Source organism: Ruminococcus sp. (assembly GCF_024691275.1).
GTDB lineage: Bacteria > Bacillota > Clostridia > Oscillospirales > Ruminococcaceae > Ruminococcus.
This window is the reverse complement of record NZ_JAILNU010000005.1, coordinates 1-26,808: the sequence shown is the minus strand read 5'-3', so window position 1 is coordinate 26,808 and position 26,808 is coordinate 1. Positions and strand designations below refer to the sequence as shown.

Sequence of the window (26,808 nt, the reverse complement as noted above, 5' to 3'; positions counted from 1 at the left end):
TAACGCATATTATGCGCGATAGGAGGTATTTTAAATGCAGATAGTTACACCAAAGCAAATGGGGCGTATAGAGGAACGCTCTGAGAAGCTGGGAGTATCAAAGCGGGAGCTTATGGAGAACGCGGGAAAGAGGCTTTCGGAGCTTATCGAAGGTTACTGCCGCAGCGAGGCGAAGCTGCGGCCCGAGGACTGCTCAGTGGTATTCCTTGCAGGTACGGGCAATAACGGTGGTGACTGTTTTGCGGCTGCGGACATACTTGTATACAAAGGCTACAACATCACGATCATACACATCGGCGGACTTCCGAGAACGCCTCTTGCGCAGGAGATGCTCAGCAGGCTGCCAAGGGAGCGTATAACCTTCATAGAGGGTTTTCGCAGCGGCAATGTTGAGGCTGCTATCGAAGCGGCAGAGCTGGATTATATGACCATACAGCCCAGAACCATTGATCCCGATGAGGAGATCCATACCCGCAATCCGCTTGATGACATACTCAATGCCGAGAAGCGAAGAATGGGACTTATAAAGGGGGCTGTAGTCGGTGCGCAGGTGCTTGTTGACGGTGTATTCGGAACAGGCTTCCACGGACAGCTCGACAAGGACACGATGGGTATATTCAGCATCGGCTCGGGAGCTTACCGCATAGCGGTCGATGTCCCCAGCGGCGGAAACAGCTCTACAGGAACAGCGGCAGCAGGTATTTTCAAGGCGGACGAGACTCTGACCTTTGGCTTTATAAAATCGGGAATGACGCAGTTCCCCCTTAAAAAGTTCTGCGGTAGAGTTATAGTAGCGGATATAGGTATCCCGAAGAAAGCGCTGAGCGTACTTGAAGGCGACCGAAAGTATTTCCGTATTGACCGCAGTTTCCTTTCGGCTTATCCCCCCAAGCGCGAAAGTGATGCACATAAGGGCAATTTCGGTGAGGTGCTCGTTATCGCAGGAAGCTCTTCCATGCGCGGAGCAGCAGCCTTTGCGGCTCTGGGCGCACTCAGGAGCGGTGCAGGCATCGTGCGTGTAGCTTCCGTGGAAAAGTGCATAGATACTATATCCACACTTGTTCCCGAAGCAACTTATCTTGAACTTGAATGTGATGATTACGGCTTCATGCTGTACGATACCAGCACTGAGCTCATCGGGACGGCTATGAAACGTGCAACGGCAGTGGTCATAGGCTGCGGTATGGGAGTGACTCCCGATACCATTGAACTGACGAAATTTGTCACACAGAATGCAAAATGTCCTGTAATTATAGACGCAGATGGAATAAACTGCATAGCAAGGGACATAGATATTTTAACGAAGAAGCAGACGGATGTCATCATTACTCCCCATGTGGGTGAAATGGCAAGGCTTATCAACTGCGAAACTCAGGTGATATCGTCGAACAGGATACTTGCTGCGGAGAAATATGCGGAGAAGTACGATGTAACGGTCGTTCTAAAAGGCGGCGGCACGGTCATCGCAGACAGTCACAGTACAGCTGCAAACCACACAGGAAATGCAGGAATGAGCGTGGGCGGAAGCGGTGATGTGCTGGCAGGTATGATCGGTTCGGCTGCTGCACAGGGCTGCGGTATTTTTGACGGAGCTTGTGCAGGAGTGTATATGCACGGACTTGCAGGGGACAGGGCAGCGATGAAGCTCGGTATGGAAGCGATGCTGCCTCGTGACATAATCAGTCATCTTCCTGAAGCATTCGGAATCCTAAAGGAAAAGAAGCGCAATATGACCGTCTGAGCGGTGGCAGGATGTGAAAATTTATTTTCCGATACTATGATTGGAGCTGGTATTATGAAAAAAGTTTTTACATTCGTTGCAGCTGTTACGATCATGTTCTGTCTTACGGCGTGTACAGTCCCGAATGTCAGCAGGAGCTCGCGCAAAAACGGACTTAACACAGCCTTTTCGGCGGCTGCGGACATTACCGTTGACCGTCTTGAAGCCAAGGGCAATATCATGCGTTACGGAGAAGGAGTGTGGGAGATCGAATTCAGCGCACCAAACACGCTCAGCGGCGTAAAGCTTGAATTTTCCGAGGGAAGCGTGACAGCCTCGTATAAGGGACTGAGCTTTTCGGTGCCGCAGTCGGCTCTGCCCGTGAAAGCCATGATGCTCAATCTTATGAAAGCTGTTGATGACAACGCGAAGCTCGATGAGCTCAATGGCGAGGAAAGCGGCGGACTTCTTAAAATCAGCGGAAGTCTTGACGGCGGAGACTATATAATGACCGTTGATGAAAACGGCTGGCTAAGCGGCTTTGAGATGCCGAACAATAAGCTGACCATGAAGTTTTCTGATATGAAGGCGGCAGAGATCTCCGCAGAACAGACGACTTCCGAAATAGTTACGGAAGCGGTAACGACGGAGCAGTGTGTTACCACAACGGTAACAACTTCGGCAGAATAAAAAAAGCCCGAAAGCAGCGAAAAAGCTGTTTTCGGGCTTTTTGTTTTATGCAAGAGTGTCTATTGTCAGGTCAAGGCCTTCCATTGCTGCTTCGGAGCCGAATACGCAGATATTTCCGCATTCTCTGAGCTTCTGTGCAGCTTCGAGAAGCTGATCGGCAGTAACGCCGAGCATACGCTTCTTGATATCGCAGCGTTCTTCATAGCTCCAGCCTCTGAACCATAAACCGTCAGCACGTCTGCTCTTGTTGCCGTCTGACATGAGAGGTTCGTCCTTAGCGATAGAACTGATGATATACTGGGTTATATCGGGCGAGCTGCCGCAGTACTCCTTAGTGAATTCAAAGGCTTTTCTGTATGTGTCAACAGTTGCCGCAGGTGAAGGATCGCGGTAGGAGAAGAATGTCTGCTCACCTGATCTTGTAAGGACAGCGCCCGTGCCGTAAGCACCGCCCTTAACTCTTACCTCGTTCCAGAGGTATTCAAGGGAAAGAGTGCGGAAAAGCACGTTGCGCACCGCTATATCAGCCGAATCATCGGGGAAAGCCATAGCCGAGTAGGCAACTCCCGAAGGAATGATGATACCCTGTTTTTCAGGGATATTTAGTCTGAAGCTTGTTTCCTCGCAGTCAGCAGGAGTACCTTCGGGGAGTACGCTGATGAGAGCGTCAAGTGAAGTTTCCTCGCTGCCTGTAATGCTTGCAGTAAGTCTTGATGAGCATATTATGCGTTTACTGAGTGATCTTATACGGTCGATAAGCTCGGCAGGAGCCTTTACAGCTTCGTGGAGGCGCTTGTAACCTTCATAGCCGTTAACGAGTTCGTAAACAGAGGATTCAGCCGAAAGAGAAGCGCGGACACGAGCCATTGAATACATATGACCGCTTCCGAGGATATCCTGCTTGAAGTTTTCGTCGGTCTGCTTGAGTATTTCAAGGATAGTTTTTTCGTCATCGAATCTGGTATCTGTGAGGATCTCGGCAATTAGAGCGAGAGCCTCGTCGGTGTTCTTTTCGAGGAAGCGTGTGCACACCGAGAAGTACACCATGCATTTATCCGAGCAGCCTTTTTTAGCCATTGAATCGACAGTGTATACTATGTTGCCGAGAAGCCCTGTAGTTCTGCGCTGGATATCAGCAGCGGAGCTCTTTGATGTCGGGAGCGAGCCGAAAAGTTCAGCCATTGCGGAGGCTGCGAAAAGCTCGTCTTCGGTGCAGTCAGCCAGTGAGAAGTAGAGGTTCACGGAAGCTATACCCTTATCGGAAGCAGGGTGGCGGAGCACAGTGATATTTCCGGCTTTTGTTTCTTTTGTCTCGTAGCTTATAGGCTTTTCGCCGACTTCCGAGAGAGCGAGATGAGGCATAGTAGCCAGCTGTTCGGGAGTATCCGTTGACTGCTGCCATTCGTCGAGCTTTTTATTTAGTTCTGTAAGAACAGCTTTTTCCTCGCAGGAAAGTTTGTCAACAATACCTGAAAGTCTGAGTGCTTCGGCTTTTTTCTGTTCTTCGCCGTAGGTGCGTGAGGGGAGGAGATACAGCTCAGCCAGACCATTATTGTCCAGGAGCCACTCGCGGAGTATATCCTCAAAGTAGCCTGTTCCCAGCTTATTGCGGAGACTGTCAAAGATATCGCCCTGTTCGAGGTAGCAGAGAGGATCGCCGTCGTACAGCCATGCGTTGAGGGCGTTTATATTTCGTGTAAGACCTCTCGGCTCGCCGCCTGCGCGATAGCGGAACTCTGTGCGGTTGATTGCAGCGGTGAGGAGTTCTGAGTCGATGCCATTGCTGCATATCTCGGTGACAGCAGCATTAACAGCTTCTTTGAGCTTATCGCAGTTTTCGGGGTCTGTATTATTGAGGAAAAGGCAGCCGAACGGCTGAGCTATGCCGTCGCTGACTTCAAGGGAAGTATCGAGGCAGAGACCTGTGTCCATGACAGCGCGTTTCAGCGGAGCGTCATTCGAGCCTGTCATAGCTTCGGAGAGGATATTTGCAGCGATGACCTTTTCGCGGTCTTTCCAGCTTCCGAGGACTTTGCCGAGAACGAGATAGGTATGACCGGCTTCTTCTTCGTCGGCAGATATTTCGTAGAAGCATTTTCTGACGGCAGGAGCGATCGTCTCCTGTAGAGTTATCTCAGTAGAGGGCTTGCATTTTTCGTAGCGTGAGAGGTACTCGCTGTCTATGAGTTCGAGGAGGGGCACAATATCCACAGGTCCGTCGATATAGAAATATGAATTTGACGGGTGGTAGTATTTTTTATGACCTGCAATGAACTGCTCATAGGTAAGGTCAGGGATATTTTCGGGCTTTCCGCCTGACTCGAAGCGGTAGCAGCTCTCAGGGAAAAGAACGTTCATCATTTCCGATTCCATGCGGCTCGAAACTGATGCAAGAGCGCCCTTCATCTCGTTTAAAACAACGCCCTTGTATACAGGAGTATCCGAACATTCGCGCATTTCGATGTGCCAGCCTTCCTGATAGAAGATATTGGGATTATAGTATATAGCAGGGTCAAAAACGGCATCGAGATAAACCCTTGTAAGGTTCATGAAGTCCGTATCATTGCGGCTGGAAACGGGGAAAACAGTTTTATCGGGGTAGGTCATGGCGTTGAGAAAAGTGTTCATGGTACCCTTCATAAGTTCAAGGAAAGGCTCTTTTACGGGATATTTCTTGGAGCCGCCGAGAACAGAGTGTTCGAGGATATGGAATATGCCTGTGTGGTCTGTAGGCGGAGTCCTGAAAGCGACGGAGAAGAGCTTGTTCTCCTCGCTGTTTTTCAGCCATACAAGACGTGCGCCTGTTTTTTCGTGCTGCATTTCGATGAGTTCCGAACCGCAGTTTGGAGCAGGAACGATCCTGTTTATTCTGAAACCGTGGATAATATCGTTTATTTTCATAAATTCCTCCTGTGAATAATGATCTTTTATCAGATACTTTATCATAGTATATTGATTATAACATTTATTTACATTTTATGCAAGAGATGTTTACCGATGCAAACAATAAACGGCAGCCTGTGTGTGATACTCATATAGCGACTTTACGCGGAATTATCGTGGGGGAGTACCCCTCTGTCCTTCGGACATCTTCCCACGCTGCGGTGAGTGATCCCGTGCTGCTTTCCAAAGAATTTTTCTATGATGAAGCCCCTTTGTAGTTTAAGCACGGTGCTTATACAGAAGTTTTTACGTGAGATATTGAGGGAAACCTTTCCTCAGAAGGGCTTTCCACGATAATTCCATGTAAAGTTTCTGTATGAGCACCGACTTTGATACAAAGGGGCTTTTTATTTATGGTTTTAAATAACAGTCTTGAAAGGATACAGAGAAAAACTCATTCAAAAGAAATTATTCTCAACAGCTCACGTAAGAATTTCAATATAAGTACCGCTGTTACGGACGGCTGTACACTTACTTTCTTCTTGTGCCGTTTTTCCTGTCGGTACTGCGCTTGAGGTCACACATACGCTCCTCACTGGTCTGCTTGAAGCGTGACATCATATCCTCGAATGTCATTTCTGACGGAGGTGTCTGCTTTTTAGGCTCCCATATAACAGGCTTGCTGCGCTGACCGCGGTCACCGCCTCTTTCGCCCTTGTCGAAGCTGCGCTCACCTCTGTCGCCGCCCTTATCGCCGTTGCGGTCGCCCTTGTCGAACTTACCCTGTCCCTTGTCGAATCGGCGCTGACGCGGCTGAGCGTCACCGTTTTCGGAAGCCTTCTTGATAGAAAGGCTGACCTTTCCTGCTTCATTTATACCAATGACCTTTACCTTAACTTCCTGCTCCTCTGACAGATGCTCGCGGATATCACTTACATATGTATTTGCGATCTCGGAAATATGCACCATTCCTGTACCGCCGCCGTCGATATCGACGAAAGCACCGTACTGTGTGATACCCTTGACCTTGCCATTGTAGATCTTTCCAATTTCCAGCTGCATATTAATTTATAACTCCTTTTTATAGATCCTCTCCTCGGACCTGATTAATCTCTGGTAGTGTCGTAAAATCTGCGCTCGTCAGAGTACGCATAGCCTCTTTCTTCGAGGGCTATTTTTTCCATATACTCATTCAGATCGTCACTGTCAAGGACACGCTGCAGCTCGGCATTATCTGTCTCATAAGCGTCTATTTTGGTCTGTATAAGCTTCAGCTGCTCCTCTTTCTCGGCGCAGTCTTTCTGTGTTGCCGCAATAAGGACACCGCAGCCGATTATTACTGCGACTGCTGCAAGCTTGACAAGTCCGCGGTTGAACAGACCCTTCTTCTTTTCCTTTTCATGCTTCATTTTTTTCGACAACGCTTTTCACGTTCTTTCTCTTTTTATTTTTCATTTTATTATACAACAGATACTGTATATTTCGCAAGCCCATTTTTGATTTTTTTAGAGGTTTAACTGCATTTTTGGGAATTCCTACAAATTTAACCATTACTTTTCTGCGCATGATACAAAAAAATATCCGTAAAGGGCGAAAAATCAGGCTTATTGCTCTGCCAACAGCAGTGAATAGCTTGCGAAGGGTCTTCATGACAACGCTGCCAACTGTTACAAAATACAGTGCAAATCCCAATCCGTTTCCGATGGCGAAATACAGCCGCATCTCGCTCCTTGCAAATATCTCGGAGAAGGCTACGAGCCCGACTCCGCATAATGTGAGGAACAATATGTCCTCTATAGCAGTCAGAGCTTTGTTGTGTGAAAGTATCAGGCGGAACGCCCGTATGATGTCATATACAGCTCCCGCAGCAGCTCCGAAAAGGCATGACAGTTCGAAAAGCCGCAGTTCTTCGTTCACTGTGAAGAAAGTCTCGGGGATCGTCATCTGAAAAGCCTTCCGAGAGCAGATATAGGGCCTTTTTTGTCCCTGTCGCCGTATATCAGCGCCCATATATCGCCTGTTATGGTCATATCGCCTGTCTCGACGCTCATGGCATCTATGTGGAGTTCCCGACCCTGTATGGTGAGTTCTCCCAGCTGAGTATACAGGCTTATCTCTTTTTCGTCAAAGCTGTCAACGTCGGTTATGCCTGATATACTCAGGCTCTTGCGGTTTTCAAGAATAAGATTGTGATTTTGTTTTACGGTCTTGTCCTGCATGGCTGTACCTCCGATATTTGATACTTAAAGTATATTCAGAGGTACGTCATGATATGTCTGAGCTTTCTGAAAAAACGGGAGCTTCCGAAAGTACATACTTAACTTTTAGCAATGTCTGCGCAGATATCATATATCTCGTCGAAGCTCATTGAGTTAACATTTTCGCTGTCGGTTGTAGTAAGGTCAGATGTGAGTATCTTATCAGAGGGGTATGTTATGATCTGTGTTTCACCCTTCGGGACAATAACGGAATATGCCACTTCGGCATTGCTTGAAAAAATAAACCAGTCAAATTCCGAGAGTTTTTTATCGTATCGGCTCAAATATGCAGAATCATTCATATAATAGTAAAATAAATGGTTTATCTTTTCCTTGAAATATGCAGTATCAAAATTCGCAGGCACATTAATATTCTTGCTGTCGTCAGAGCAGATCATATACTTTTCTGTACGCAAAAAATCATTTTTGTCCTGATCTGAGCCAATTTCTTCTATCATTTCAACAAAAGAATAGTTAGCTGCTTTATTGAATTTTTTCGCCAAAAATGTAGGATAATATGTTTCTATGATCAAACTATAGTTAAGAAAAGAATAAAATGTTTCGTAAATATGCCAGTTACCGCCCTTTACACGATAAATAACAAATTCCTTTGAATATGGTGTATCCTCTCCGTCTTCAAGAAACTCTACATCTACACGTTTAACATCATCAAACTCTACTGAACTGATAGCTTCATCCGTATTGTTTTCGTTTAAGTATACTGCAATTTCATCAGGATCAACGTTATCAACTCCGCCATGTTCTTTTATATAGTCTTCAAGAATGAGATAACCTGATACAGATTCCTTCAATGATTCCTTTTCATATTCATCACTATCATATACTGACACATCGCAGACCTTACCCTTTGGATAATACTTGATGATGTCTTTAACATAGTCTTCTACAGGCGTATTGATGCCGATATCATCATTGTCCTCTGTGTAAATGCAGATATTTTTCAAGTTTAATACATCAGTGCAGCCATCAGGTACCTGAAGCTCCATAAGCTTTTTACTGTCGCCCGAATACATTGCATTGAAGTATTCGTTCACAACATCTTCGTATGTTTTTTCATCATTATTTTTTTCTTCAGCTGCGGTAGTTTCCTCAGAATTTTCTTTGCTCTCAGTCGTTGATCCTACAGAAGTTTCGCTGCTGTCTGTCTTTTCGTCATCTATACTTCCGCAGCCTGTGAATGTGCAGAAAACGGTAGTTATTGCAATAATACCCGCTAATATCTTTTTCACTATATATCTCCCGATAATCATTATTGTTAATTGAATGTACGCTGGTTATTTCAGCAATTCTGCGCACATATCGTATACTTCATCGAAGCTCTTGCTGCCAAAACTGTCATCTTTTTCCGTTTTGAGCTCTGCATTAAGTTTACCGAGATAAGGATAAATTGCTATCTTTGACTGATCTTTTTTAACAATAGCAGCATACTTGACGCTCATTTGGTCAATAACTACAAACCAATCAAAATCAGGTACATTTTCAAAATAGTTATTCAGATTTTTTATGAAATCGGAATAGTTCAAGCCATCGGGAACATTGATATTCTTGCTTTCATCGGAGCATATGAGTACCTTGTTCATTACAGAATAAAGTGCTCCTTCGTTTTCATCATCACAGTCTATGAGAGCAGTATTTGCTGCCGCATAAAGTGATCTTGCATTATTGCTTTCAGATTCATCATATGATTCTGCTATAAGATCAAGGAGTGAATTGTCGATATGCCATTCGCCGCCGTTTATACGGTAAATGTAGAATTTCTCCTCTGATGGCTCGTCTTTGCCTTCTTCAATGGTTTCAAAAGTTACAAATTTAGCATCATTGATCTTAATGGAATCACTATTGTCGCTCTGGTCAAGATCGCTGTATTGAAATTTATCTATGTCAACATTTTTGATGCCGCCATGTTTTTCGATATAATCAGCTATCTTAAAGTGATTTGCGAGAGTATTTTTAAGAGAATTCAGCTCATCTTCGTCAGGATTTTCGACACAGACTACCTTATTCAGTTTTAATGCAGGCATAACGGCTGTCATATTCTTCATTAATTCATCTACCCGTTTATCGCTCTCCACATCTTTAAGCAGATCCGAATACTCCTGCATCAGCCTGAACTTGGCTACATCCGTACAGCCGTCAGGCATCTGTAATTCAAAAACCTTATCGAGGTCTTTGGAATTGACAGCATCAATGTACTTATTTATGACATCTTCATAAACCTTATCATCTGTTTTGCTTTCTTTGTCTTCTTCACTATTTTTCTTGGTTTCTTCTTCAGAAGATTCTTCTTTACTCTCTGCTGTAGTTTCAATAGAAGAGTTGTTTTCGCTTTTCTTTTCGTCATTTGTACTTCCGCAGCCTGTGAATGTGCAGAAAACGGTAGTTATTGCAATGATACCTGCTAATATCTTTTTCATTATATATCTCCCTATAATCATTATTTTTAATTGAATGTACGCTGTTTATTTCAGCAATTCTGCGCACATATCGTATACTTCATCGAAGCTTTTCTTTGAAATACTGTCATCGTCAATAAGCTCAAGGTTTGAATCAAGGAATTTATTCTGAGGATATACACCTACCTGTGACAGATCTTTTTTCAATGATACGACATAGCTTGCGCAGCCCATATCCAGAACGACAAACCAGTCTGTTTTTTCGGAATCTGAAAAATAATGTTCCATCTTCTCTTTAAACTTTGCTGTATCAAAGTCAGCAGGAACATTTATATTCTTGCTGTCGTCAGAGCAAACGAGAACTCTGTCCACATTCGGGAGGTCGCCTTCCTCGTCCATTTCGACAAGTGCAGTATTTGCAGCTTTATATATCGAGCTCGAAGTTGAATTTGCCGATGACTTCTTTGCCTTTTTAACATAACCCATCATTGCGGTATCTATACGCCATTCACCGCCGTTCATACGATAGATATAGAAATCCTGCTCTGTCGGCTCGTCTTTTCCATCCTCAGTGACCTCAATAGTTACGTGCTTGGCATCATCTACAGTTATCGAATCTGCGAACTTCTTCGCGTCAAGTTCGTCGAGGTCATCTTCGATTTTTGTAACGTCGATCTTATCTATGCCGCCTTTATCCTTTATGTAATCCAAGACCATCATGTATGCCGAACAAGCTTCTTTCAGTGAATCAATGTCCTCATCTGAAAGATCTTCGATGCTTACGATCTTGTTGAGCTTTATCTTAGGTATAGAACCTGCCGACTTCTCTATATACTCATCGAGCATCTTGTCGATGTCCTTTTCTTGACCGTCAGATAACTCCGACTGCATCATAAAAGTGAGTTTCATGACATCAATACCGCCCTCGGGCATCTGCATCTCGAATATTTTTCTCAAATCGCCCGAGTTGATAGTGTCGATATACTTATTGATCAAATCTTCATAGGAGCTGTCGCTGCTATTGTTTTTTTTCTCATCAGAAGCCTTGGTATCAACTTCTTTTGTTTCTGTGTCATTTTCCGAATCATTTGCTGTTGTCTCTACGGAAGCATCGCTTCCGCCGGCCTTTTGGTCATCTATATTGCCGCAGCCGGTAAATGTGCAGAGAACTGCTGTAATTGCTATGATTCCTGCCAGTACCTTTTTCATACTGTGCCTCCTTATCAAAATTTATTATTTTAATATATCATATTGGGCTTAAAAAGTCAATGATTTATTGTTAAAAAGGTATTCTTTCCAGATAATGTCTGTTGATTTATCTATTTTTTCATGCTATAATGAATGTAAAAACATTCATTATAGTGTATTTTAATGCCCTTGCAGATACGCAGATCGGAGATCTGCTTCCTGCAATCGGGCGATTATAGCATAACGCATTGCTTATATGCTATAACGAATGTAAAAACATTCATTATACATTAATAGCTTTATAAAAACATATTATCGGAGAAAAATGATATGAAAAAAAGATATTCCGTACCTCTTATAATCATGGCTGTAATGGTGCTGCTGAATGTCATAGCTCGTTTTTCACGTTCTTTTGCAGACTTCTATGTAAGCCGCATTTTCAGGTATATTTCCTCGGCAGTCTCGTTCATTACAGGACTGTTCCCGTTCTCGCTGGGTGAGATGCTGACACTTGCTGCCGTTATCCTTGTGGTAGTCGGTTTGCCCGTGTTCCTGATACTTCTCATATTCCGCAAGGGCAAACGCAAAAGTACTGCTGCTTTTGCGGGTACGCTTGTGCTGTGGATACTCTGCTACATCACGACCACTGAGACCATGAACTGCTTCATCATGTATCAGTGTACGCCGTTCGCGGAAAAGTACTTCCCCAACGCCCACGAACATAACGATGAGGAGCTAACAAAGCTGTACGGTGCTCTCATAGCCAAGTGCAATGAGCTTGCAGAGCAGGTGCCGCGGGATGAGCACGACTGCTTCGAGCTGACCTGCGACTTCAAGGAAGAAGCTCGCAAGGCTATGAAGAATACTGCCGGGATATATCCGCAGCTTAAAGGATATTACCCTAAGCCAAAGCCTATATGCTTCTCGTACTTTATGAGCCAGACTCATACTACGGGCATATACCTGCCCTACACTATCGAGGCTAACTACAACAACGACATGGTAAAGGCAAATCTCCCATCAACAGTCTGCCATGAGCTTTCACATCTTAAAGGCTTCATGCAGGAGGACGAGGCGAACTTCATCTCGTTCATTGCTGCCACACACAGCGATAATATCGAGTTTCAGTATTCAGGCTATCTTGATGCTCTTGAATACGTACATAATACCGTCTACAATAATAATGTCAAAGGCGCATATGAGCTCACTGACGATATTTCGGAAAAGGTCACCAATGACTGGTTCAGGTTCATGCCTGAAAACTACTGGGAGGACAATGCCGACAAAGAGATAATCTCCACCGAGACTGTAAGTGAAGCCTCCACTACCTTCATCGACACGAATATCCGCGCAAACGGTCGTGAAGAGGGTATAAAGTCCTATTCTCTGGTGGTAAATCTTATACTGGATTATTATTTCCCGTAAAAAACGGCAGCTAAGCGAAGCGCTTATACAGGATTATTACGTGAGATATTGAGGGAAACCTTTTCTCAGAAAGGTTTCCCTCCGATTTCGTGTAAAGTTTCTATATGAGCACTCCGTTTAAGGACGGCTTTTTATACGCAGTAAAATTTGCGGAAAATATTTACATCATGTGCGAAAAGTGATATAATAATAAAGACCATGATTATTTGCATATCAGTACGATATGCCTGCGATGGAGAATGATATGGAATTCAAAAAAAATCCTGATCTGATAGAAAAGCCGAACCACGCGCATTACCCTACGTGCCGCGGAAGGCTCGATGCGATAAAAAATATAAGCCAGCAAACGCTGTTTTATACTCTTGCTGTAAGTGGGATAATGGCACTTTTATCGCTGCTTGCAGTACCGCTCCACGTTGTTGGCTGGATACCGCTGATGTTCACATTGAAAGATACAGAGGCATTTGAAATGGGTTTCGGGTTCAGCATGGTGCAGATGATTATGTGCTTATTGTTGAGCCTTGTTGCTCTTATCGGCTGTACAAGGTATAAGATATGTACGGTAATAGTATTTTTTGTGTACGCTCTGATGCTGGTGTTCTCGGCATTTGTAAGACTGACAATGTTTGATTTTATTACTTTGATTATTGGCGGCGGCGGAGTGTTCAAGAGCTTTGGATCGCTTAAAGGGTATGCGGATTTCAAGCAGCTGCGGCGTACTGAGGGCTATCCTGTGTTCAGCTCTATACTTACCGAATATGACGAGAAGAAGAAAGAGAATCCCGATGGCTATTCGGGAGATCGTTACCACAAGCTGCTCAGGGAGAAGCTTGCAAAAGAGCGGAATATCAGTCAGGGGACTGATGCTTCGGGCGCAAAAAAGAAAAAGCTGATGAGTTACGCACAGCCTGGGTCCGCAGAAACGAACGGATTCGGCGAAATGCCCGAGCTCACAGTAAAAAGCGTTGTTAGGACTAATACGAATTCATCAAGATTCAAGCCCAGAGGCGTAAAGGAAGGCGATTTTTCGGATAGTCCGCTGAAAAACAGTCTGGGGGGATAATAATGTTTGCCAAGGTCTCAAGTCTCGGTCTTTTCGGACTTAACGCATTTCCTGTAGATGTGGAGATAGACATCAGCCGCGGTAATCCGCAGTTTGATATAGTGGGTCTGCCGGACACGGTCGTGAAGGAGAGCCGCGAGCGCATACGTGCAGCGCTGCGTTCATGCAGCATCAGCTTTCCTGTTGCGGCAGTAATGGTCAACCTTGCACCTGCTGATACAAAAAAGAGTGGTTCTGTGCATGATATGGCAATATTTATGGCGATACTGCGCGGAATGAGAATGATAAGCGAGGAACTTGACGGCTGCTCGTTCATTGGCGAGATATCACTGAACGGCGATATACGGCGCATAAACGGAGTTTTGCCCATGGTAATGCTGGCAAGGGAACTGGGCATAAAGTCGGTGTTCGTACCTGCTGATAACGCCAAGGAAGCTTCCGTGGCAGACGGCGTTGAGATATATGCGGTACACAATGCGGAGGAGCTCATACGCCATTTCCGAAATGAGGAGCGCCTTTCCCCGTGTGAACAGTACATACCGCCTGAAGCTGCATATAACGAGTCCCTCGACTTTTCCGACGTAAGGGGACAGCAGTCGGCGAAAAAGGCGCTGGAGATAGCTGCCGCAGGAGGACATAATGCCCTTCTTATCGGCTCGCCGGGAAGCGGAAAGAGTATGCTTGCCAAGCGTATGCCTTCCATACTTCCGCCGCTCACCTTTGAGGAAGCGATCGAGACCACGAAAATACATTCAATATCGGGATTACTTACCGCCGATATGCCCATAATAACAAAAAGACCTTTCCGCTCGCCGCATCATACGATATCGTCGGCAGGACTTGCAGGCGGCGGAACAGTTCCGCACCCTGGGGAGGTCTCCCTCGCTCATAACGGACTTCTTTTTCTGGACGAGCTTGCGGAGTTTGACCGCAAGACGCTGGAGATACTGCGACAGCCCCTTGAGGACAGGAAGGTCACTATAGCCCGTGCGTCGGGAACGGTGACATATCCGTGCACCATAATGCTCATAGGAGCTATGAACCCGTGTCCCTGCGGCTATTACGGACACCCCAAGCGCAAATGTATATGCTCAAAGAATAAGATATCAGGCTATCTGTCAAAGATATCGGGACCTCTCCTTGACCGTTTCGATATCCATATCGAGGTCGCTCCCGTGGAGTTCGGAGATCTTTCGTCGAAGGTGAAAGATGAAAGTTCGGCGGACATAAGAAAGCGCGTGATAGCTGCCCGTGAGATACAGTCAGAGCGCTTCAGGGGTACGGGTATAACCTGCAATGCGCTGATAACGCCTGATAAATTACAGGAGTTCTGTCCTATGGACGATGCGGCGGAAAAACTTATGAAAAGCGTCTTCGACAGGTTGGGACTCAGTGCGAGAGCCTATGACCGCATATTGAAGGTCGCGCGGACTATCGCGGATATAAACGGTTCAGAGGTGATACAGAAGGCTCATGTTGCGGCAGCAGCACAGTTCCGGAGCCTTGACCGCAAGTACTGGTCGGAATAATAAGCCTTCAGCCTATGGCTTGCAGGGACTGATGTTCGCATCAGCCCGACATGAAGTGTTTATTGATAATAAAAAGAGAGATAAAAAGGAGATACAATGAAATCGGCATTTAAAAAACTGCCTTCGGGCAAACACAGCATTGATGCAGGACTGCTCTTTGCGGTCACGCTCTGTGCTGCAATAAGCACCCTGCTGATATATTCCATAACGTACAACAAGGTGCTTGAAGGAGTCGGACCGAGCTACTGGAAAACACAGTTGTTTTCAATGGTTGCAGGAATTATCGGTGCGATCATCATATCGTTTATTGATTACCGTAAGCTGGTAAAGCTGTGGTTTTTATTTGTTCCCGTGGCGCTTGCTCTTACAGCCCTTACCTTTACTTCGCTGGGATACAGGCGAGAGGGCGCTGATGACCAGGCGTGGCTCAATCTCGGATTTGTCCAGTTCCAGCCGTCAGAGGTGCTGAAGCTGGCGTTCATACTGACCTTTGCGTATCATCTTTCCCGTGATGAGGAGGAGATGAACAAGCCGCTCCATATGCTGCTCCTGCTGATACACGCAGCGATACCGCTGGGTATAGTCGGCTTGCAGGGCGACTACGGTACAGCTATAGTATTTGCGGCGATATTTGCATTCATGATATGCTCCGCAAAGATATCATGGAAGTACCTTGTAGCAGCTCCTTTCGTTATCGCAGCGGGAGTTGTGGGAATGTGGTTCTTTGCTCTCAGTGAGTTCCACAAGAAGCGTATCCTTATACTTTTCCACCCCGGTACAGACCCTGAATATATTGAATATCAGCAGGATCTGGGACTTGCAGCACTGAAATCCGGCGGAGTCTTCGGAAAGGGCGTTTTCGGAAAGCCCGAGGACTACATCACCGTTCCCGAGATACACAATGACTTCATATTCACCTATGCAGGACAGGTCTTCGGATTTGTCGGCTCGCTGGGACTTATAATAATCCTTGCGTATATCTGTCTGAAAATATTCGGCGACAGCCGTGTCTGCCGCGATCACCTCGGAAAGTTCATATGCATGGGTGCTTTCGGACTGGTTCTCTCACACTGTATAATGAATATCGGCATGGTGCTGAAGGTAGCTCCTGTTATCGGTGTTCCGCTTCCGTTCCTGAGTGCGGGCGGTACGGCTATGATAAGTATGTATGCTATCATCGGACTTGTGCTCAGCACCTACAGTCACAGAGCTGTAAACTATAACGTCTTCTATGACGAAGATGAAGATTGATGCATCGCTCCTCCGTATTTATCGGGGGAGCTTTTTTGAGCGTTACTTCTGTTTATTAAAAAAAGTTCCATTTTTTATTTTCTGATATTGACAAATTATGCAATTTGCGGTAAAATATAAGAAATAGCGATAGATAAGGAGGGCTTACTGTGAAAAAGAATAAGAAAACCAGACTTATGGCTGCTATCCTGATGGGAACGGCTATGCTCACAGGCTGTGAGCCGTCTTCTGACGAGCTTCAGACTGTTTATGGACCTCCTCCGACTGAAGCTAATGAAAAAACGACCACTACTGAATACGATCCTGCAAAAGACGATGTACAGGACGTTTACGGGCCTCCTGTTACTACAGTCAAGGAAGATGAGACTGCTCCGACTACAGAATATAAACCTGAAAAGGAAACAGTCGCAGCTCTGTACGGACCTCCGCCGACAGAAGAAGTGGAGACAACTACAGAATACGAGCCTTCCCGCGACAGCGTCCAGCTGGTCTACGGTCCGCCCGAAAGCTAAATAGGTATATAAAGCTGCCCGAGCAGCTAATATAAAAGAGAATAAGAAAACAGCAGACATTTTTAACGCAGTATGAAAGTACTGCAAAGACACTTTATGAGAGGAGTTTTAGCATGAAAAAAACTATTCGTACAGTCCTTACAGCAGCAATGTTCGCATCAGCAAATATGGCTGCGCTCCCGAGCAGTGCAGTGGGGGAGACAGACAATCAGGCTAATGAGCCTACAGCCAGTGAAGTTCTCACTGAGGTGACCGATTCGAGGAAACCAATGCCTATTTACGGTCCTCCCGAGGTTATGAGTACAATGAGCACAACTGCACAGGAGACTTTTACCACAACAACTACAACATTTATGCATTCGCTTTACGGCCCGCCGTGGATGTTTACAACTACAGAATCTACAACATCGACGGAAGCTGTAACTACAACAATGCCGGAGGTATTGTATGGTCCGCCTGTATACTACAAGCTCCTTGGCGATGTCAATCTCGATCAGCAGATCGACAGCTTTGACGCTATCGCACTCAGAAGAATGCTTGTTACAGGAAAAGCTCAGAACTTCGCGTCAACAAGCTATGGAGATATCAATCGTGACGGCAAGGTAAGTATTGCGGATCTGCTCATGCTCCAGAGATATTTGCTGGGTGAGCTGAAGACACTTAATAGTGAAACAGAATATATCGCAGGTATAATGAGGGGAGCACCTATCGAAAAGATAGAAAAAACCGCTAAGCCTGACGATAAAATAACGACTACCACAACTACAGCATATGACCCGGGAAATGATCTTATCGTTACTCTTTACGGCATCTCGCCGATAAAGGACATTGTGAAGGATATCCGCGGTGATATCGAAGCAGGTGTAGACGCTATAGCTGACAGTAATGATACAACATCTCAGGAGAAGTAATATATGCTCGATGTAAACATGAAAACCAGACACCTCGGGCAGATGAGGGATTACAGAAAAACTCTCATGACAAAACCCGAGCTCCGCAACCTTTTCCTTGAGCTCACACTGCGCTGCAATGAAAGATGTCTCCATTGCGGAAGCCAGTGCGGCGACGTTGAGTCAGAGGAACTCACAGTAGATCAGTACAGGACATTCCTTCAGCAGGTAAAAGAAGATATGTCCACAAGCGGCAAGATGCTCGATATCACAGGAGGCGAACCGCTTCTCCGCAAGGAATTCTTCGATATAATGGGCGTTGCTCATGATCTTGGCTTCAGTTGGGGCATGACAAGCAATGCTACACTTATTGACGACAGCATAGCCCGCGACCTTAAAAAAGTCGGCATGGGAACTATCTCAGTCAGCATAGACGGTCTTGAGCAGACTCATGACGAGTTCCGCAGAACTCCGGGCGGCTATGCAAGGGCTATGAAGGGTATCGAAAGTCTTATTCGTGTAGGTTTTGAGAGCGTTCAGGTGACTACAGTCGTTACTCACAAGAGTATCAGAGAGCTTGACGAGCTTTTCAAGATATTCAACGAAATGGATATAGACTCATGGAGAATAGTAAATATGGAGCCTATGGGACGTGCTAAGCAGCACCCCGAGCTTATCCTCACAAAAGAGGACTATCAGTATCTCTTTGAGTATATCAGAAATAAGCGTATCGAAGGCGAACCTGTTACATACGGATGCAGTCACTATCTCGGTATGGAGTACGAGCGTGAAGTGCGCGACTGGTACTACCTTTGCACAGCAGGTCTGTATACAGCAAGTATCGCTGCTAACGGCGATATCATGGCCTGTCTCGATATCGAACGCAGACCGGAGTTCGTTCAGGGAAATATCCTTCGTGATAGATTCAGCGATGTATGGAACAACAAGTTTCAGATATTCCGCCGTGACCTTTCTGACGATAATCCCACTTGTTCAAAGTGTGACCAGAAGGAATACTGCCACGGTGATTCGTATCACAGCTGGGATTTTGACAAGAATGAGCCTATGCTCTGTTTCAAGGACATACTGTTCTGAGTTAATACATAATGAAAAAGCCATAGCGTAATGCTATGGCTTTTTATGATATTATGTCCGGAATACAGCTCAGCTGAGAGTTTCAAATTTATCCTCGTAGGTGGTCATATCCTCACCGCTCTGACCGTTGGAAGCGATTATGCAGAACACTAAATTGCCATCACGTCTGATATAGAATACCTGCTCAATAGAAATAACGCCGCCCATATCAGCCTGATAAACCAGCCTTGTATACTCCTTGCCGGCGATCGTAGTGGTATCGGTTTTGACCTTTTTGTATTCAATGGCATCAATTGCTGCAAGCTGCTGATCGAACGCAGCTATGATATCGTCCATAGTATATTCATCAGGGTTGGGGACTTCTTTTTCGAGATTCTCAAACTCGAAAATGATATTTTTTCTTGTAGTCTGATCCATGCAGAAAGCGTCATAGATAACAGCCTGGTCGAGGAGTTCTTTGGTAATAGCAGTGTCATCGCCGATTTTATCAAGGCTGATATTCATCATCTTGAGAATATATTCATCGTCGGCAAAAGTCCAGCCCTCGGGAGCGGTAAACTTTATATCAGCGAATTCATTTGAATAAACGCCGTCCTCGATCTTGCCTCTTTTGAAATTGATATCATCGTTATCTTCTTCCTGGGGATCGTCTTCATTGTCATCGCTGTTGTTTTCTTTATTCTCATCAGCATTTTTGCTGTTACCCTCAGCCTCAGTAGCTTCGGCTTCTGTTGTTGTTTCATCTGTTGTTTCAGACTTACTTGACGAGGTGCTCTTGTCTGCCTTTTCGGACTTCTTGTCCTTGCAGCCTGTAAATGAGCATAAAGTAAGAATGAATGCCAGTGTCAATGCTATTTTTTTCATGATAAACCTCCGAAAATTCATTGATATCAAAACAATATCAGGGTAATTATATCATATCTTCTTTTTTATGTCAAACATTTTTATTGAGGAATAGTACATCAGCAAAAAGCAAGTCCGAAAGCAGCATTGTTCGCCGCCTTCGGACTGTATCATATACTGTTTTATGATCTTTCTTCAAGCTTACCTTTAGCAGCGCTTTCCTTTTCAACGTCTATACGTTCAAGGACGATCTCGCGTCCTGCTACTCGGAAGCCTATCTCCTGATAGAAGCTTACTCTTACATCGAGCGCGAGCAGATAAGCTCTTTTGCCGAGTCCGTTGAAGAACTTGGCGAGCCATTTCAGGAACTCTCTTGCGTAACCTCTGCCTCTTGCTGCCTTATTTGTAGCCACCTGTCCGATGAGGACGGTGCTTCCGATATCGAAAACTGCCGAAGCCGTTGTCGAACCGCGGTAGGTGAATACGCGGCTTATACCGTGACGGCAGCGGTGTGAGGTATCGGTGTACCACAGTGAGAAATCCGCTATATTCGGGAATCCCTCGCTGAGTATCTTGTATACGTCAGGCAGGTTGGGGTTGAACTCAACGTGTTCCTCGATAGCCTCGAGGGGCGTATCATCGGGGACAAGCTCGAAGATAGTGCGGTTGAGCACCTGATAACGGTCAGGTATCCTGATACCTTCGAGTATTTTCTGGTCGCCCTCGATACGGAACGGCACATTCATGCTGACGAACAGGTCGATCTCCTCATTGGGTTCGAGTTTTCCGTCGCCGCAAATAATGAGAGTTGAGTTGATGATGAACATGAAGCCCATGCCGCTCTCATTGGTTATCTTGTAGAAGCGGCAGAATTCATAGTTCGGACCATAGGCTCTCATATAGGCAAGCATTTTCTTGCCTGAGAGAGTTTTGTTGAGCAGTACGCGGTCAAGCTCATGCTCGTGTTCGATAAGTGTTATCATAATTCGGGTATCCTTCTTGCGAGAATTTTTACAAGCTTGTAGGAGCTTTGAAGGTCGGTCATATCAATGACGCATGAAGGGGAGTGGAGGTATCTGCACGGAACGGAAATAGCTATGGTGCGCACACCGTTTCCGCTTATATGAATAGCTCCCGCATCATTTCCGCCTGCGATCATGGTCTTGGTCTGGCAGGTGGCGATATCGAAGGCAAGGTGGTAGAGCTCCTTGTCGTAAATTGTCCTGTTATCCATGAATGATACTACAGGGCCGCCGTCCAGTTCGCAGACGCGCTTTTCGCCTGAAACGCCGTCGATATCAGCAGCTGTGGTAGCTTCGAGAACGATAGCGAAGGAAGGCGCGACCGAGAATGCCGATACGGCAGAGCCGCGGAGACCGATCTCCTCCTGAACATTGAATACGAAGTAGGTATCGTATTCGAGGGACTCGTGCAGGAGCTTTATCATCATTGCGCAGCCTGCGCGGTCGTCAATAGCCTTTGCTTTTACGCGGTGGCTGCCCAGCTCGGTGAATTCGCTGTCGAAGTATACAGGATCACCGAGGGAAATGCAGCTTTCGGCTTCAGCCTTGTCAGCGGCACCGATGTCTATGTAGAGGCTGTCAGCTGCGGGAGCCTTTTCGCGCTGCTCCTTGCTGAGGTTATGGACAGCTGTTGAGCCGACAACGCCGCTGATGCGTTTTTCGCCGATACGCACCTGTCTGCCGATGATAACGGCAGGGTCGATACCGCCGACGCAGCCGAATGTAAGTGTTCCGTCAGAGCGTACTGAAGTGACGATAAGACCCACTTCGTCCATATGAGCGCATATCATCAGCTTTTTCTTCGGAGTTTTCTTGCCTTTTTTGAAGCAGATGAGGTTCCCGAGGTTATCAATATGGTAATCGCAGACGAGTTTTATCTTGCTGATTATGAGATCTCTTACAGCTTTTTCATCACCTGAGATACCGTCGGTCATGCAGAGTTCTTTAAGTAATTCCTTCATAACTTAGCCCTCCTTGATAAATGCAGCCAGAAGCTGTGCAGTAGTTTCGATATCATTGAGGTCGATGACTTCGACGGGAGTATGCATATTGCGCAGAGGTATGGAGACCGTACAGGTCTTTGCGCCTTCACGATTAACGGAATAGCGGTCGGCATTGGTGGAGGTCAGACCGCTCATCACTTCGAGCTGATAGGGGACAGAGGCTTTCTTAGCTGTCTCTATGAGCTTGTCGCTTATCTCGCGTGAAAGAGAAGGAGATAAGCCGATCATAGGACCTTTGCCCAGATATCCGCAGTTTCGTTCGTTCTCGCCTATGGCATAGGCAAAGCTGACATCAACAGCAAGGGCGATATCAGGAGATACGGTGAAAGCGCCTATCTTAGCGCCGCGTTCGCCGACCTCCTCCTGAGTGGAGAAGATGACCGTGACATTATAAGCGGTCTTTGCTCCTGCGAGGAGCTCAAGAGTACGAAGCACAGCTGCGATGCCGCAGCGGTCATCGAGAGCGCCGCCTGTGATACGGCTTCCGATGAGTTGTCTGCACGATACATCGAAGGTGATAGAGTCGCCGATGGAGATGAACTGTTCAAGTTCAGCCTTAGACATACCTGTGTCTATAGCGACATCTTCAATGGCGAGCACTTCGCTGCTGCCGTGTGACAGGTGTGGCGGAACAGAGCAGATAACGCCCTTGATGTTCTGGTTTCCGTGGATAATGACAGGCTGTGCGGGGAGAAGTCTGCGGTCGATGCCGCCTACGCTGCCCACCTTGACAAATCCCTCGTCGGTAATGTAGGTGACAACGAAGCCTATCTGGTCGATATGAGCATCAAGAACGAGCGACGGCAGTCCGTCAGTGTGAACGCCGAAGCGTCCGATGACATTTCCGTTTACTACAGAAGCATCAGGTGTGTACTGACGCAGCATGGAAAGTGCCAGCTGAGCGGCAGCCTCTTCGTTCCCTGAAGTACCCGAAACTTCAGAGAGCGCGATGACGGTTTGTTTGATATCCATTGTAAAAGCTCCTTTCATTAAAATACAAAACACGTTATTCATATTATAACAGATTTATGAATTTTTTTCAATAGATAACTCGTTATATTAATAAATGAGTTAGGAAAGTATTTTCGTTAAGTTAAGTCTTTAGCCGTTAGCCAATGTGTCACCTGAATGTGAAGGCGCATATAATGATGGTGAGGGAGGGAAACTTCCCTCCCTTAATACGGCGGCTCAGCCGTCATATGGAGGAATCATTATGGCGACTTTCTATAATCAGGCAACACTGTCATATAACGGAACGGTTGCGAGTTCAAATATAACATCGGGAGAGATACTTGAGGTGATCTCCGCCACAAAAACAGCGGTATCCGATGACTATACCACCAATGACGAGAAGGTATACGTGGTGAGCATAGTCAATACAGGCTCCACATCATACAGCAATATCACTGTTACAGATGATCTCGGAGCATATTCTCTGAGTGAAACAGGCGGAGATGTAGTTCCGCTCACATATGAGGAGGGAACTATCTTATACTATGTAAACGGCATACAGCAGGCAGCTCCTGCGGTAACGTCCGTTTCTCCTCTTACGGTAACAGGGATCAGCGTACCGGCGGGCGGCAATGCTACGATCGTATATTCAACGAATACAAACGGTTTTGCGCCGCTGGGAACAGGTGCTTCCATTGTGAACACTATTACCGTCAGTGGTACGGATACTACGGGCACAAAGGCATTTGACCCGATAACAGCTTCCGAAACCATCTATTACAGCGAGGGTATCGACCTTGCAATCAGCAAGTCGCTCAGTCCTGCGGCTGTTGAAGAAAACGGAGCTGTGACTTACACCTTCACTATCCAGAACTATGGCAGTACACCTGCCGAGGCTGCGGATAATGTTATTTTCAGCGACACATTCACACCTGCACTGACCGATGTAACAGTTGAGTTCAACGGAACAACATGGGTCGAGGGAACTAATTATTCGTATGATCCTGCTACAGGTGTATTCACAAGCCTTGACGGACAGATAACTGTTCCTGCTGCACAGTTCAGTCAGGACGAGACAACAGGCGAGTGGTCTGCACAGCCGGGCGTGAGCACACTTATCATCAGAGGAAATCTCGCATAAGAGCAATTTTCGAAACGATCGCAATATAATATTTTATCCCGAGGGCAGTTCATGGAGCTGCCTTCGGGATATTTTTATTGTATGTTGTTGCTGAGGGGCGGACGCATTGCCTGCCAGCAGCGGTATGCGATACAACCTTCAATTATTGTCAGCAGGAGCATGAGTAGGGTGTTTCCGAACAATCCTGTGGTCGCATTGCCGACAAAATGGAGAAGTATTGCAAGAGTCAGCATTTTCCCCGATTTATTTGTCTGTATGCCATAGAAGATAATGACAGTCAGAGCTACAACGGATACTGCGCCATCGGCAGTAAACAATATGTTTGCGGGCAGTATGTAAGAGGAGGCATTGCCTGTTCCGATAAGATTCAGACAAGCGAATCCTGCGCCGATCTCCTCGAACATACCGTGTCCGATGCCGTAGGTTATGGAGTCTGTGGGGCGGTCGTAGGAACTGAGAAGATAACGCATTGTCAGGAACTTCCCACCCTCTTCAAAAATTCCGTAGAGCAGTCCCTGCTGGATACAAAAGGCAGCGTGGGAACTGTGGCTGAAGCCTGAACGGATAAAGCCGGCAACTATAAAAACGGGAAAACAGACAATAAAGGCGATAAGTGCAGGATAGATCCGTGCATGGACTTTTTTGCGCAGCAGCCAGAGCAGCAGTATCGGGCTCAACAGCCGTACAAGTCCTGCAAGAAGACAGTTAAGGTCAGTCATGATTCGTTTAGCGATCTCCTTTTATAAAAACGATTAACTTTAAAAACATTATACAGCATGATACTGTTATTGTCAATAGAAAAGCCCGAAAGCAGCACAAGACCGCTTTCGGGCATAAATTATACCGTGAATCCCTTGGCACGGAAATTGTCTATCAGGTCGCCGAGTATCGCTGCATTGGTCGAGGAAACCGAGTGGAGAAGAAGTATCTCTCCGCCGTGAGCTGCATCAGTGAGCTTTTTCAGCCCCTCGGCAGGCGGCGGCTGAGAATTGATGTTCCAGTCCACGTAGGCGCTGCTCCAGAACAGTGACTTGTAGCCGCATTCTTTTGCTATCTCAAGAGCGTGTTCGGAGTATTCGCCGCATGGACAGCGGAAGTACTGCATCTGATATCCGAAATTGTCCAGAACATAATCGTGCAGTGACATTATCTCATTTTTAGCGTCGCTGTCTGTCAGAGTCGGCAGACTTGCGTGGGTCATGCCGTGATTTCCGAGGATATGTCCCTCATCTATCATACGTTTTACGAGAGCGTTCTCTGTTTTTGCGTAAGAGCCTGTCAGGAAGAATATAGCCTGAACGTTTTTCTCTTTCAGTGTATCGAGTATCTTCGCGGTATAGCCGTTTTCATAGCCCTGATCGAAGGTAATGATTATTCGCTGACTGTCATTGGATAAGGCGAAGGCATCAAGGTCGCCGAATCGGCTGTTGAACGCAAGAGCGTCGACAGGACGGTTTTTATCATCGACAGCAGTTCCCTGACCATAGCCTATTTTAGTGCAGTTGGCTGCGCATACTACCGAATACGGCACAGCAGCCGCAGTCAGTAAGGCAGCAGGAACTGAAAATCTCATTTTTGTTACCTCTGATTAGATTTGCGGAGAAGTTCCGCAAGAGTATTATATTCTGAAATAACGCAGAAAAACGTGGGAGTTTTTGCATTTTCATGAAAATTCTGCATATTTTTTAATGAGGTGATGATATGAACGAAGAAAAGAACGAGTTTGCAGAGGAGGAGACTACTGAGGAACTTATAGCGGAATATGACAGAAAACGCCGAAACAGAGCTGATGACGTGATAGCGACACAGGCAGTCGTGTGTATACTGGCAGCGCTTCTCTTTTTTGCGGCAGGAAGAATATATCCCGAGATTACGGGCGAGGTATTTGCGAAGCTGCGAGGGCTTGTGACGGACAGCAGGGAAGTAATGCCGAATCCCATTGACCTTCTCATAGGCTATATTGCTGAGCTTTAAATACAGAGGGATATCCGTGCGCATAGATTTTTCGTTTCTTGTTTTCAACGCACTGATATTCCTTTTGCGTGACAGCGGACTTATTATGGCATTTTACGCTGTCTGCGCCATTCACGAGGTGGGACATATCGCGGCGCTCAGAGTTGTTGGTGGAAGGCTGTCGGGTGTTGAGATGAGCGGTGTCGGGATACGTATGGAAACAGCGAAACGGAGCTTATATTCGTTAAGGAGCAGCCTTTTTGTGCTTATTGCAGGGCCAGCGGCAAATTTTATAGTGTATGCGATTTTCGGCACTCGCTTCGGAAAATTCCCCATGCTGAACCTTGCGGCGGCGCTTTATAATCTGCTGCCGTACCGAAGTCTTGACGGGGGAGCGATCATAGCTCTTTTCACGTTGGGAACTCCTCATGAGCGTACTGCGGAGCTGATACTCGGGGCGGTGAAAGTACTTATAATTGCGGCTGCTCTGGCTGTGATGACAGTATGCGGAAGAGCTGCAATGCCGCTGCTGATAGCCTCAATAGGACTGTTTATAGGCGATATGGCAAAAAAATAAAAGCGGACATTTTGATTGTCCGCTTATTTTTCAGCAACCATTTCATCGAGATATGTCAATTGCTCAATCATGCACAATTCTTCATCTGATAATTTTTCAATGTATTCTCCGTTTATTAGCATGTCATTTTACTCCTTTTATTAATCATTTAAATAAGTCTCTATTTCAGTTTCTTTTACATTGGAATCAAAAGAAGAAGAATGTATTACTTTATCTTTTGAAGATCCAAAACTAAATGTATAGTCCCCAATATATTTATCATAATCATAGATATCCGATATTTCTCCATATGTTATTTGTGTAACATCCATATCCTTGACTATATTGATTCTATGACGTCCGTCCAATTTATGCTCATAAAGCCATTTAGCATAATTAACAGCAAATTCTTCCACCTGA

The 26,808-nt window shown here is 45.9% G+C and carries 26 protein-coding genes and 1 pseudogene; 12 read left to right on the top strand and 15 right to left on the bottom strand.

Annotated elements, in window-relative coordinates:
* Positions 1-34 precede the first annotated feature (34 nt).
* Together K6G33_RS00560 and K6G33_RS00555 are read left to right on the top strand one after the other, a co-directional pair.
* The gene (locus K6G33_RS00560; RefSeq protein WP_296775087.1) at positions 35-1,741 is read left to right on the top strand and encodes an NAD(P)H-hydrate dehydratase; all 1,707 of its coding nucleotides are present in this window, start codon (positions 35-37) and stop codon (positions 1,739-1,741) included.
* Between the two features lie 54 nt (positions 1,742-1,795).
* On the top strand, positions 1,796-2,410 hold the full coding sequence (locus K6G33_RS00555) for a hypothetical protein (protein ID WP_296775085.1): 615 nt from the start codon (positions 1,796-1,798) through the stop codon (positions 2,408-2,410).
* A gap of 45 nt (positions 2,411-2,455) precedes the next feature.
* Here the strand turns inward: K6G33_RS00555 and K6G33_RS00550 are convergent, their stop codons facing one another.
* The 8 genes from K6G33_RS00550 to K6G33_RS00515 all read right to left on the bottom strand — a co-directional run bounded on the left by K6G33_RS00550 (position 2,456) and on the right by K6G33_RS00515 (position 11,174).
* Positions 2,456-5,311 carry an insulinase family protein gene (locus tag K6G33_RS00550; RefSeq protein WP_296775083.1) on the bottom strand — a complete coding sequence of 952 codons (2,856 nt, stop codon included), beginning with the start codon at positions 5,309-5,311 and terminating at the stop codon, positions 2,456-2,458.
* A 513-nt stretch (positions 5,312-5,824) separates the two neighbouring features.
* The gene (locus K6G33_RS00545) at positions 5,825-6,355 is read right to left on the bottom strand and encodes a S1 RNA-binding domain-containing protein (RefSeq protein ID WP_296775081.1); all 531 of its coding nucleotides are present in this window, start codon (positions 6,353-6,355) and stop codon (positions 5,825-5,827) included.
* Positions 6,356-6,399: 44 nt separating this feature from the next.
* A complete protein-coding gene (locus tag K6G33_RS00540; protein ID WP_296775078.1) occupies positions 6,400-6,702 on the bottom strand; it encodes a hypothetical protein in 303 nt (100 codons plus the stop codon).
* On the bottom strand, positions 6,692-7,237 hold the full coding sequence (gene yabQ, locus K6G33_RS00535; RefSeq protein ID WP_296775076.1) for a spore cortex biosynthesis protein YabQ: 546 nt from the start codon (positions 7,235-7,237) through the stop codon (positions 6,692-6,694). Before yabQ ends, K6G33_RS00540 begins: the two co-directional genes overlap by 11 nt.
* The gene (gene yabP, locus K6G33_RS00530) at positions 7,234-7,512 is read right to left on the bottom strand and encodes a sporulation protein YabP (protein WP_296775073.1); all 279 of its coding nucleotides are present in this window, start codon (positions 7,510-7,512) and stop codon (positions 7,234-7,236) included. Before yabP ends, yabQ begins: the two co-directional genes overlap by 4 nt.
* A gap of 98 nt (positions 7,513-7,610) precedes the next feature.
* A complete protein-coding gene (locus tag K6G33_RS00525; RefSeq protein WP_296775071.1) occupies positions 7,611-8,801 on the bottom strand; it encodes a hypothetical protein in 1,191 nt (396 codons plus the stop codon).
* Between the two features lie 45 nt (positions 8,802-8,846).
* The gene (locus tag K6G33_RS00520; protein WP_296775069.1) at positions 8,847-9,986 is read right to left on the bottom strand and encodes a hypothetical protein; all 1,140 of its coding nucleotides are present in this window, start codon (positions 9,984-9,986) and stop codon (positions 8,847-8,849) included.
* 45 nt (positions 9,987-10,031) lie between these two features.
* The gene (locus K6G33_RS00515) at positions 10,032-11,174 is read right to left on the bottom strand and encodes a hypothetical protein (protein WP_296775066.1); all 1,143 of its coding nucleotides are present in this window, start codon (positions 11,172-11,174) and stop codon (positions 10,032-10,034) included.
* Positions 11,175-11,483: 309 nt separating this feature from the next.
* Between K6G33_RS00515 and K6G33_RS00510 the strand changes: the two genes are divergently transcribed.
* From K6G33_RS00510 to K6G33_RS00480, 7 genes are all read left to right on the top strand, one after another.
* Positions 11,484-12,578 (top strand): DUF3810 domain-containing protein, encoded by a 1,095-nt coding sequence (locus K6G33_RS00510; protein WP_296775063.1) that lies wholly within the window; start codon positions 11,484-11,486, stop codon positions 12,576-12,578.
* Positions 12,579-12,822: 244 nt separating this feature from the next.
* The gene (locus tag K6G33_RS00505) at positions 12,823-13,641 is read left to right on the top strand and encodes a hypothetical protein (RefSeq protein ID WP_296775060.1); all 819 of its coding nucleotides are present in this window, start codon (positions 12,823-12,825) and stop codon (positions 13,639-13,641) included.
* Positions 13,642-13,643: 2 nt separating this feature from the next.
* The gene (locus K6G33_RS00500; protein WP_296775057.1) at positions 13,644-15,170 is read left to right on the top strand and encodes a YifB family Mg chelatase-like AAA ATPase; all 1,527 of its coding nucleotides are present in this window, start codon (positions 13,644-13,646) and stop codon (positions 15,168-15,170) included.
* Between the two features lie 96 nt (positions 15,171-15,266).
* Positions 15,267-16,421, top strand: a complete 1,155-nt coding sequence (locus tag K6G33_RS00495; RefSeq protein ID WP_296775056.1) for an FtsW/RodA/SpoVE family cell cycle protein — start codon at positions 15,267-15,269, stop codon at positions 16,419-16,421.
* A 149-nt stretch (positions 16,422-16,570) separates the two neighbouring features.
* Complete coding sequence (locus K6G33_RS00490) at positions 16,571-16,933, top strand: hypothetical protein (RefSeq protein ID WP_296775054.1); 363 nt, start codon at positions 16,571-16,573, stop codon at positions 16,931-16,933.
* Between the two features lie 113 nt (positions 16,934-17,046).
* A complete protein-coding gene (locus tag K6G33_RS00485; RefSeq protein ID WP_296775052.1) occupies positions 17,047-17,844 on the top strand; it encodes a dockerin type I repeat-containing protein in 798 nt (265 codons plus the stop codon).
* A gap of 3 nt (positions 17,845-17,847) precedes the next feature.
* Positions 17,848-18,918, top strand: a complete 1,071-nt coding sequence (locus tag K6G33_RS00480; protein WP_296775050.1) for a radical SAM protein — start codon at positions 17,848-17,850, stop codon at positions 18,916-18,918.
* Between the two features lie 69 nt (positions 18,919-18,987).
* Here K6G33_RS00480 and K6G33_RS00475 read toward each other — a convergent pair whose 3' ends face one another.
* From K6G33_RS00475 to K6G33_RS00460, 4 genes are all read right to left on the bottom strand, one after another.
* On the bottom strand, positions 18,988-19,782 hold the full coding sequence (locus K6G33_RS00475; RefSeq protein WP_296775048.1) for a hypothetical protein: 795 nt from the start codon (positions 19,780-19,782) through the stop codon (positions 18,988-18,990).
* Positions 19,783-19,943: 161 nt separating this feature from the next.
* Entirely contained in the window at positions 19,944-20,744 is an 801-nt protein-coding gene (locus K6G33_RS00470) for a GNAT family N-acetyltransferase (RefSeq protein WP_296775047.1), read from the bottom strand.
* Positions 20,741-21,745, bottom strand: a complete 1,005-nt coding sequence (locus K6G33_RS00465; protein WP_296775044.1) for a M42 family peptidase — start codon at positions 21,743-21,745, stop codon at positions 20,741-20,743. The genes K6G33_RS00470 and K6G33_RS00465 overlap by 4 nt, the downstream gene beginning before the upstream one ends.
* 3 nt (positions 21,746-21,748) lie before the next feature.
* Positions 21,749-22,759, bottom strand: a complete 1,011-nt coding sequence (locus K6G33_RS00460; protein WP_296775042.1) for a M20/M25/M40 family metallo-hydrolase — start codon at positions 22,757-22,759, stop codon at positions 21,749-21,751.
* A 241-nt stretch (positions 22,760-23,000) separates the two neighbouring features.
* Here K6G33_RS00460 and K6G33_RS00455 point away from each other — a divergent pair, with 241 nt between their 5' ends.
* Positions 23,001-23,879 (top strand): DUF11 domain-containing protein, encoded by an 879-nt coding sequence (locus tag K6G33_RS00455; protein ID WP_173450189.1) that lies wholly within the window; start codon positions 23,001-23,003, stop codon positions 23,877-23,879.
* Between the two features lie 74 nt (positions 23,880-23,953).
* Here K6G33_RS00455 and K6G33_RS00450 read toward each other — a convergent pair whose 3' ends face one another.
* Together K6G33_RS00450 and K6G33_RS00445 are read right to left on the bottom strand one after the other, a co-directional pair.
* Positions 23,954-24,598: a YhfC family glutamic-type intramembrane protease gene (locus tag K6G33_RS00450; protein ID WP_296775038.1), complete on the bottom strand. Its 645-nt coding sequence runs from the start codon at positions 24,596-24,598 to the stop codon at positions 23,954-23,956.
* A 119-nt stretch (positions 24,599-24,717) separates the two neighbouring features.
* On the bottom strand, positions 24,718-25,452 hold the full coding sequence (locus tag K6G33_RS00445; protein WP_296775037.1) for a polysaccharide deacetylase family protein: 735 nt from the start codon (positions 25,450-25,452) through the stop codon (positions 24,718-24,720).
* Between the two features lie 128 nt (positions 25,453-25,580).
* Here K6G33_RS00445 and K6G33_RS00440 point away from each other — a divergent pair, with 128 nt between their 5' ends.
* Both K6G33_RS00440 and K6G33_RS00435 read left to right on the top strand, forming a co-directional pair.
* On the top strand, positions 25,581-25,853 hold the full coding sequence (locus tag K6G33_RS00440; protein ID WP_296775034.1) for a hypothetical protein: 273 nt from the start codon (positions 25,581-25,583) through the stop codon (positions 25,851-25,853).
* A 16-nt stretch (positions 25,854-25,869) separates the two neighbouring features.
* Positions 25,870-26,409 (top strand): hypothetical protein, encoded by a 540-nt coding sequence (locus tag K6G33_RS00435; protein ID WP_296775033.1) that lies wholly within the window; start codon positions 25,870-25,872, stop codon positions 26,407-26,409.
* Between the two features lie 140 nt (positions 26,410-26,549).
* Here K6G33_RS00435 and K6G33_RS00430 read toward each other — a convergent pair.
* Positions 26,550-26,808, bottom strand: a pseudogene (locus K6G33_RS00430) (hypothetical protein); the annotation flags it as partial.

What these genes read in the sequence shown, in the direction of transcription:
- K6G33_RS00560 (WP_296775087.1), top strand. Translation starts at nt 35, where the DNA reads ATGCAGATAGTTACACCAAAGCAAATGGGGCGTATAGAGGAACGCTCT.
- K6G33_RS00555 (WP_296775085.1), top strand. Translation starts at nt 1,796, where the DNA reads ATGAAAAAAGTTTTTACATTCGTTGCAGCTGTTACGATCATGTTCTGT.
- K6G33_RS00550 (WP_296775083.1), bottom strand. Translation starts at nt 5,311, where the DNA reads ATGAAAATAAACGATATTATCCACGGTTTCAGAATAAACAGGATCGTT.
- K6G33_RS00545 (WP_296775081.1), bottom strand. Translation starts at nt 6,355, where the DNA reads ATGCAGCTGGAAATTGGAAAGATCTACAATGGCAAGGTCAAGGGTATC.
- K6G33_RS00540 (WP_296775078.1), bottom strand. Translation starts at nt 6,702, where the DNA reads ATGAAGCATGAAAAGGAAAAGAAGAAGGGTCTGTTCAACCGCGGACTT.
- yabQ (WP_296775076.1), bottom strand. Translation starts at nt 7,237, where the DNA reads ATGACGATCCCCGAGACTTTCTTCACAGTGAACGAAGAACTGCGGCTT.
- yabP (WP_296775073.1), bottom strand. Translation starts at nt 7,512, where the DNA reads ATGCAGGACAAGACCGTAAAACAAAATCACAATCTTATTCTTGAAAAC.
- K6G33_RS00520 (WP_296775069.1), bottom strand. Translation starts at nt 9,986, where the DNA reads ATGAAAAAGATATTAGCAGGTATCATTGCAATAACTACCGTTTTCTGC.
- K6G33_RS00515 (WP_296775066.1), bottom strand. Translation starts at nt 11,174, where the DNA reads ATGAAAAAGGTACTGGCAGGAATCATAGCAATTACAGCAGTTCTCTGC.
- K6G33_RS00510 (WP_296775063.1), top strand. Translation starts at nt 11,484, where the DNA reads ATGAAAAAAAGATATTCCGTACCTCTTATAATCATGGCTGTAATGGTG.
- K6G33_RS00505 (WP_296775060.1), top strand. Translation starts at nt 12,823, where the DNA reads ATGGAATTCAAAAAAAATCCTGATCTGATAGAAAAGCCGAACCACGCG.
- K6G33_RS00500 (WP_296775057.1), top strand. Translation starts at nt 13,644, where the DNA reads ATGTTTGCCAAGGTCTCAAGTCTCGGTCTTTTCGGACTTAACGCATTT.
- K6G33_RS00495 (WP_296775056.1), top strand. Translation starts at nt 15,267, where the DNA reads ATGAAATCGGCATTTAAAAAACTGCCTTCGGGCAAACACAGCATTGAT.
- K6G33_RS00485 (WP_296775052.1), top strand. Translation starts at nt 17,047, where the DNA reads ATGAAAAAAACTATTCGTACAGTCCTTACAGCAGCAATGTTCGCATCA.
- K6G33_RS00480 (WP_296775050.1), top strand. Translation starts at nt 17,848, where the DNA reads ATGCTCGATGTAAACATGAAAACCAGACACCTCGGGCAGATGAGGGAT.
- K6G33_RS00475 (WP_296775048.1), bottom strand. Translation starts at nt 19,782, where the DNA reads ATGAAAAAAATAGCATTGACACTGGCATTCATTCTTACTTTATGCTCA.
- K6G33_RS00470 (WP_296775047.1), bottom strand. Translation starts at nt 20,744, where the DNA reads ATGATAACACTTATCGAACACGAGCATGAGCTTGACCGCGTACTGCTC.
- K6G33_RS00465 (WP_296775044.1), bottom strand. Translation starts at nt 21,745, where the DNA reads ATGAAGGAATTACTTAAAGAACTCTGCATGACCGACGGTATCTCAGGT.
- K6G33_RS00460 (WP_296775042.1), bottom strand. Translation starts at nt 22,759, where the DNA reads ATGGATATCAAACAAACCGTCATCGCGCTCTCTGAAGTTTCGGGTACT.
- K6G33_RS00455 (WP_173450189.1), top strand. Translation starts at nt 23,001, where the DNA reads ATGGCGACTTTCTATAATCAGGCAACACTGTCATATAACGGAACGGTT.
- K6G33_RS00450 (WP_296775038.1), bottom strand. Translation starts at nt 24,598, where the DNA reads ATGACTGACCTTAACTGTCTTCTTGCAGGACTTGTACGGCTGTTGAGC.
- K6G33_RS00445 (WP_296775037.1), bottom strand. Translation starts at nt 25,452, where the DNA reads ATGAGATTTTCAGTTCCTGCTGCCTTACTGACTGCGGCTGCTGTGCCG.
- K6G33_RS00440 (WP_296775034.1), top strand. Translation starts at nt 25,581, where the DNA reads ATGAACGAAGAAAAGAACGAGTTTGCAGAGGAGGAGACTACTGAGGAA.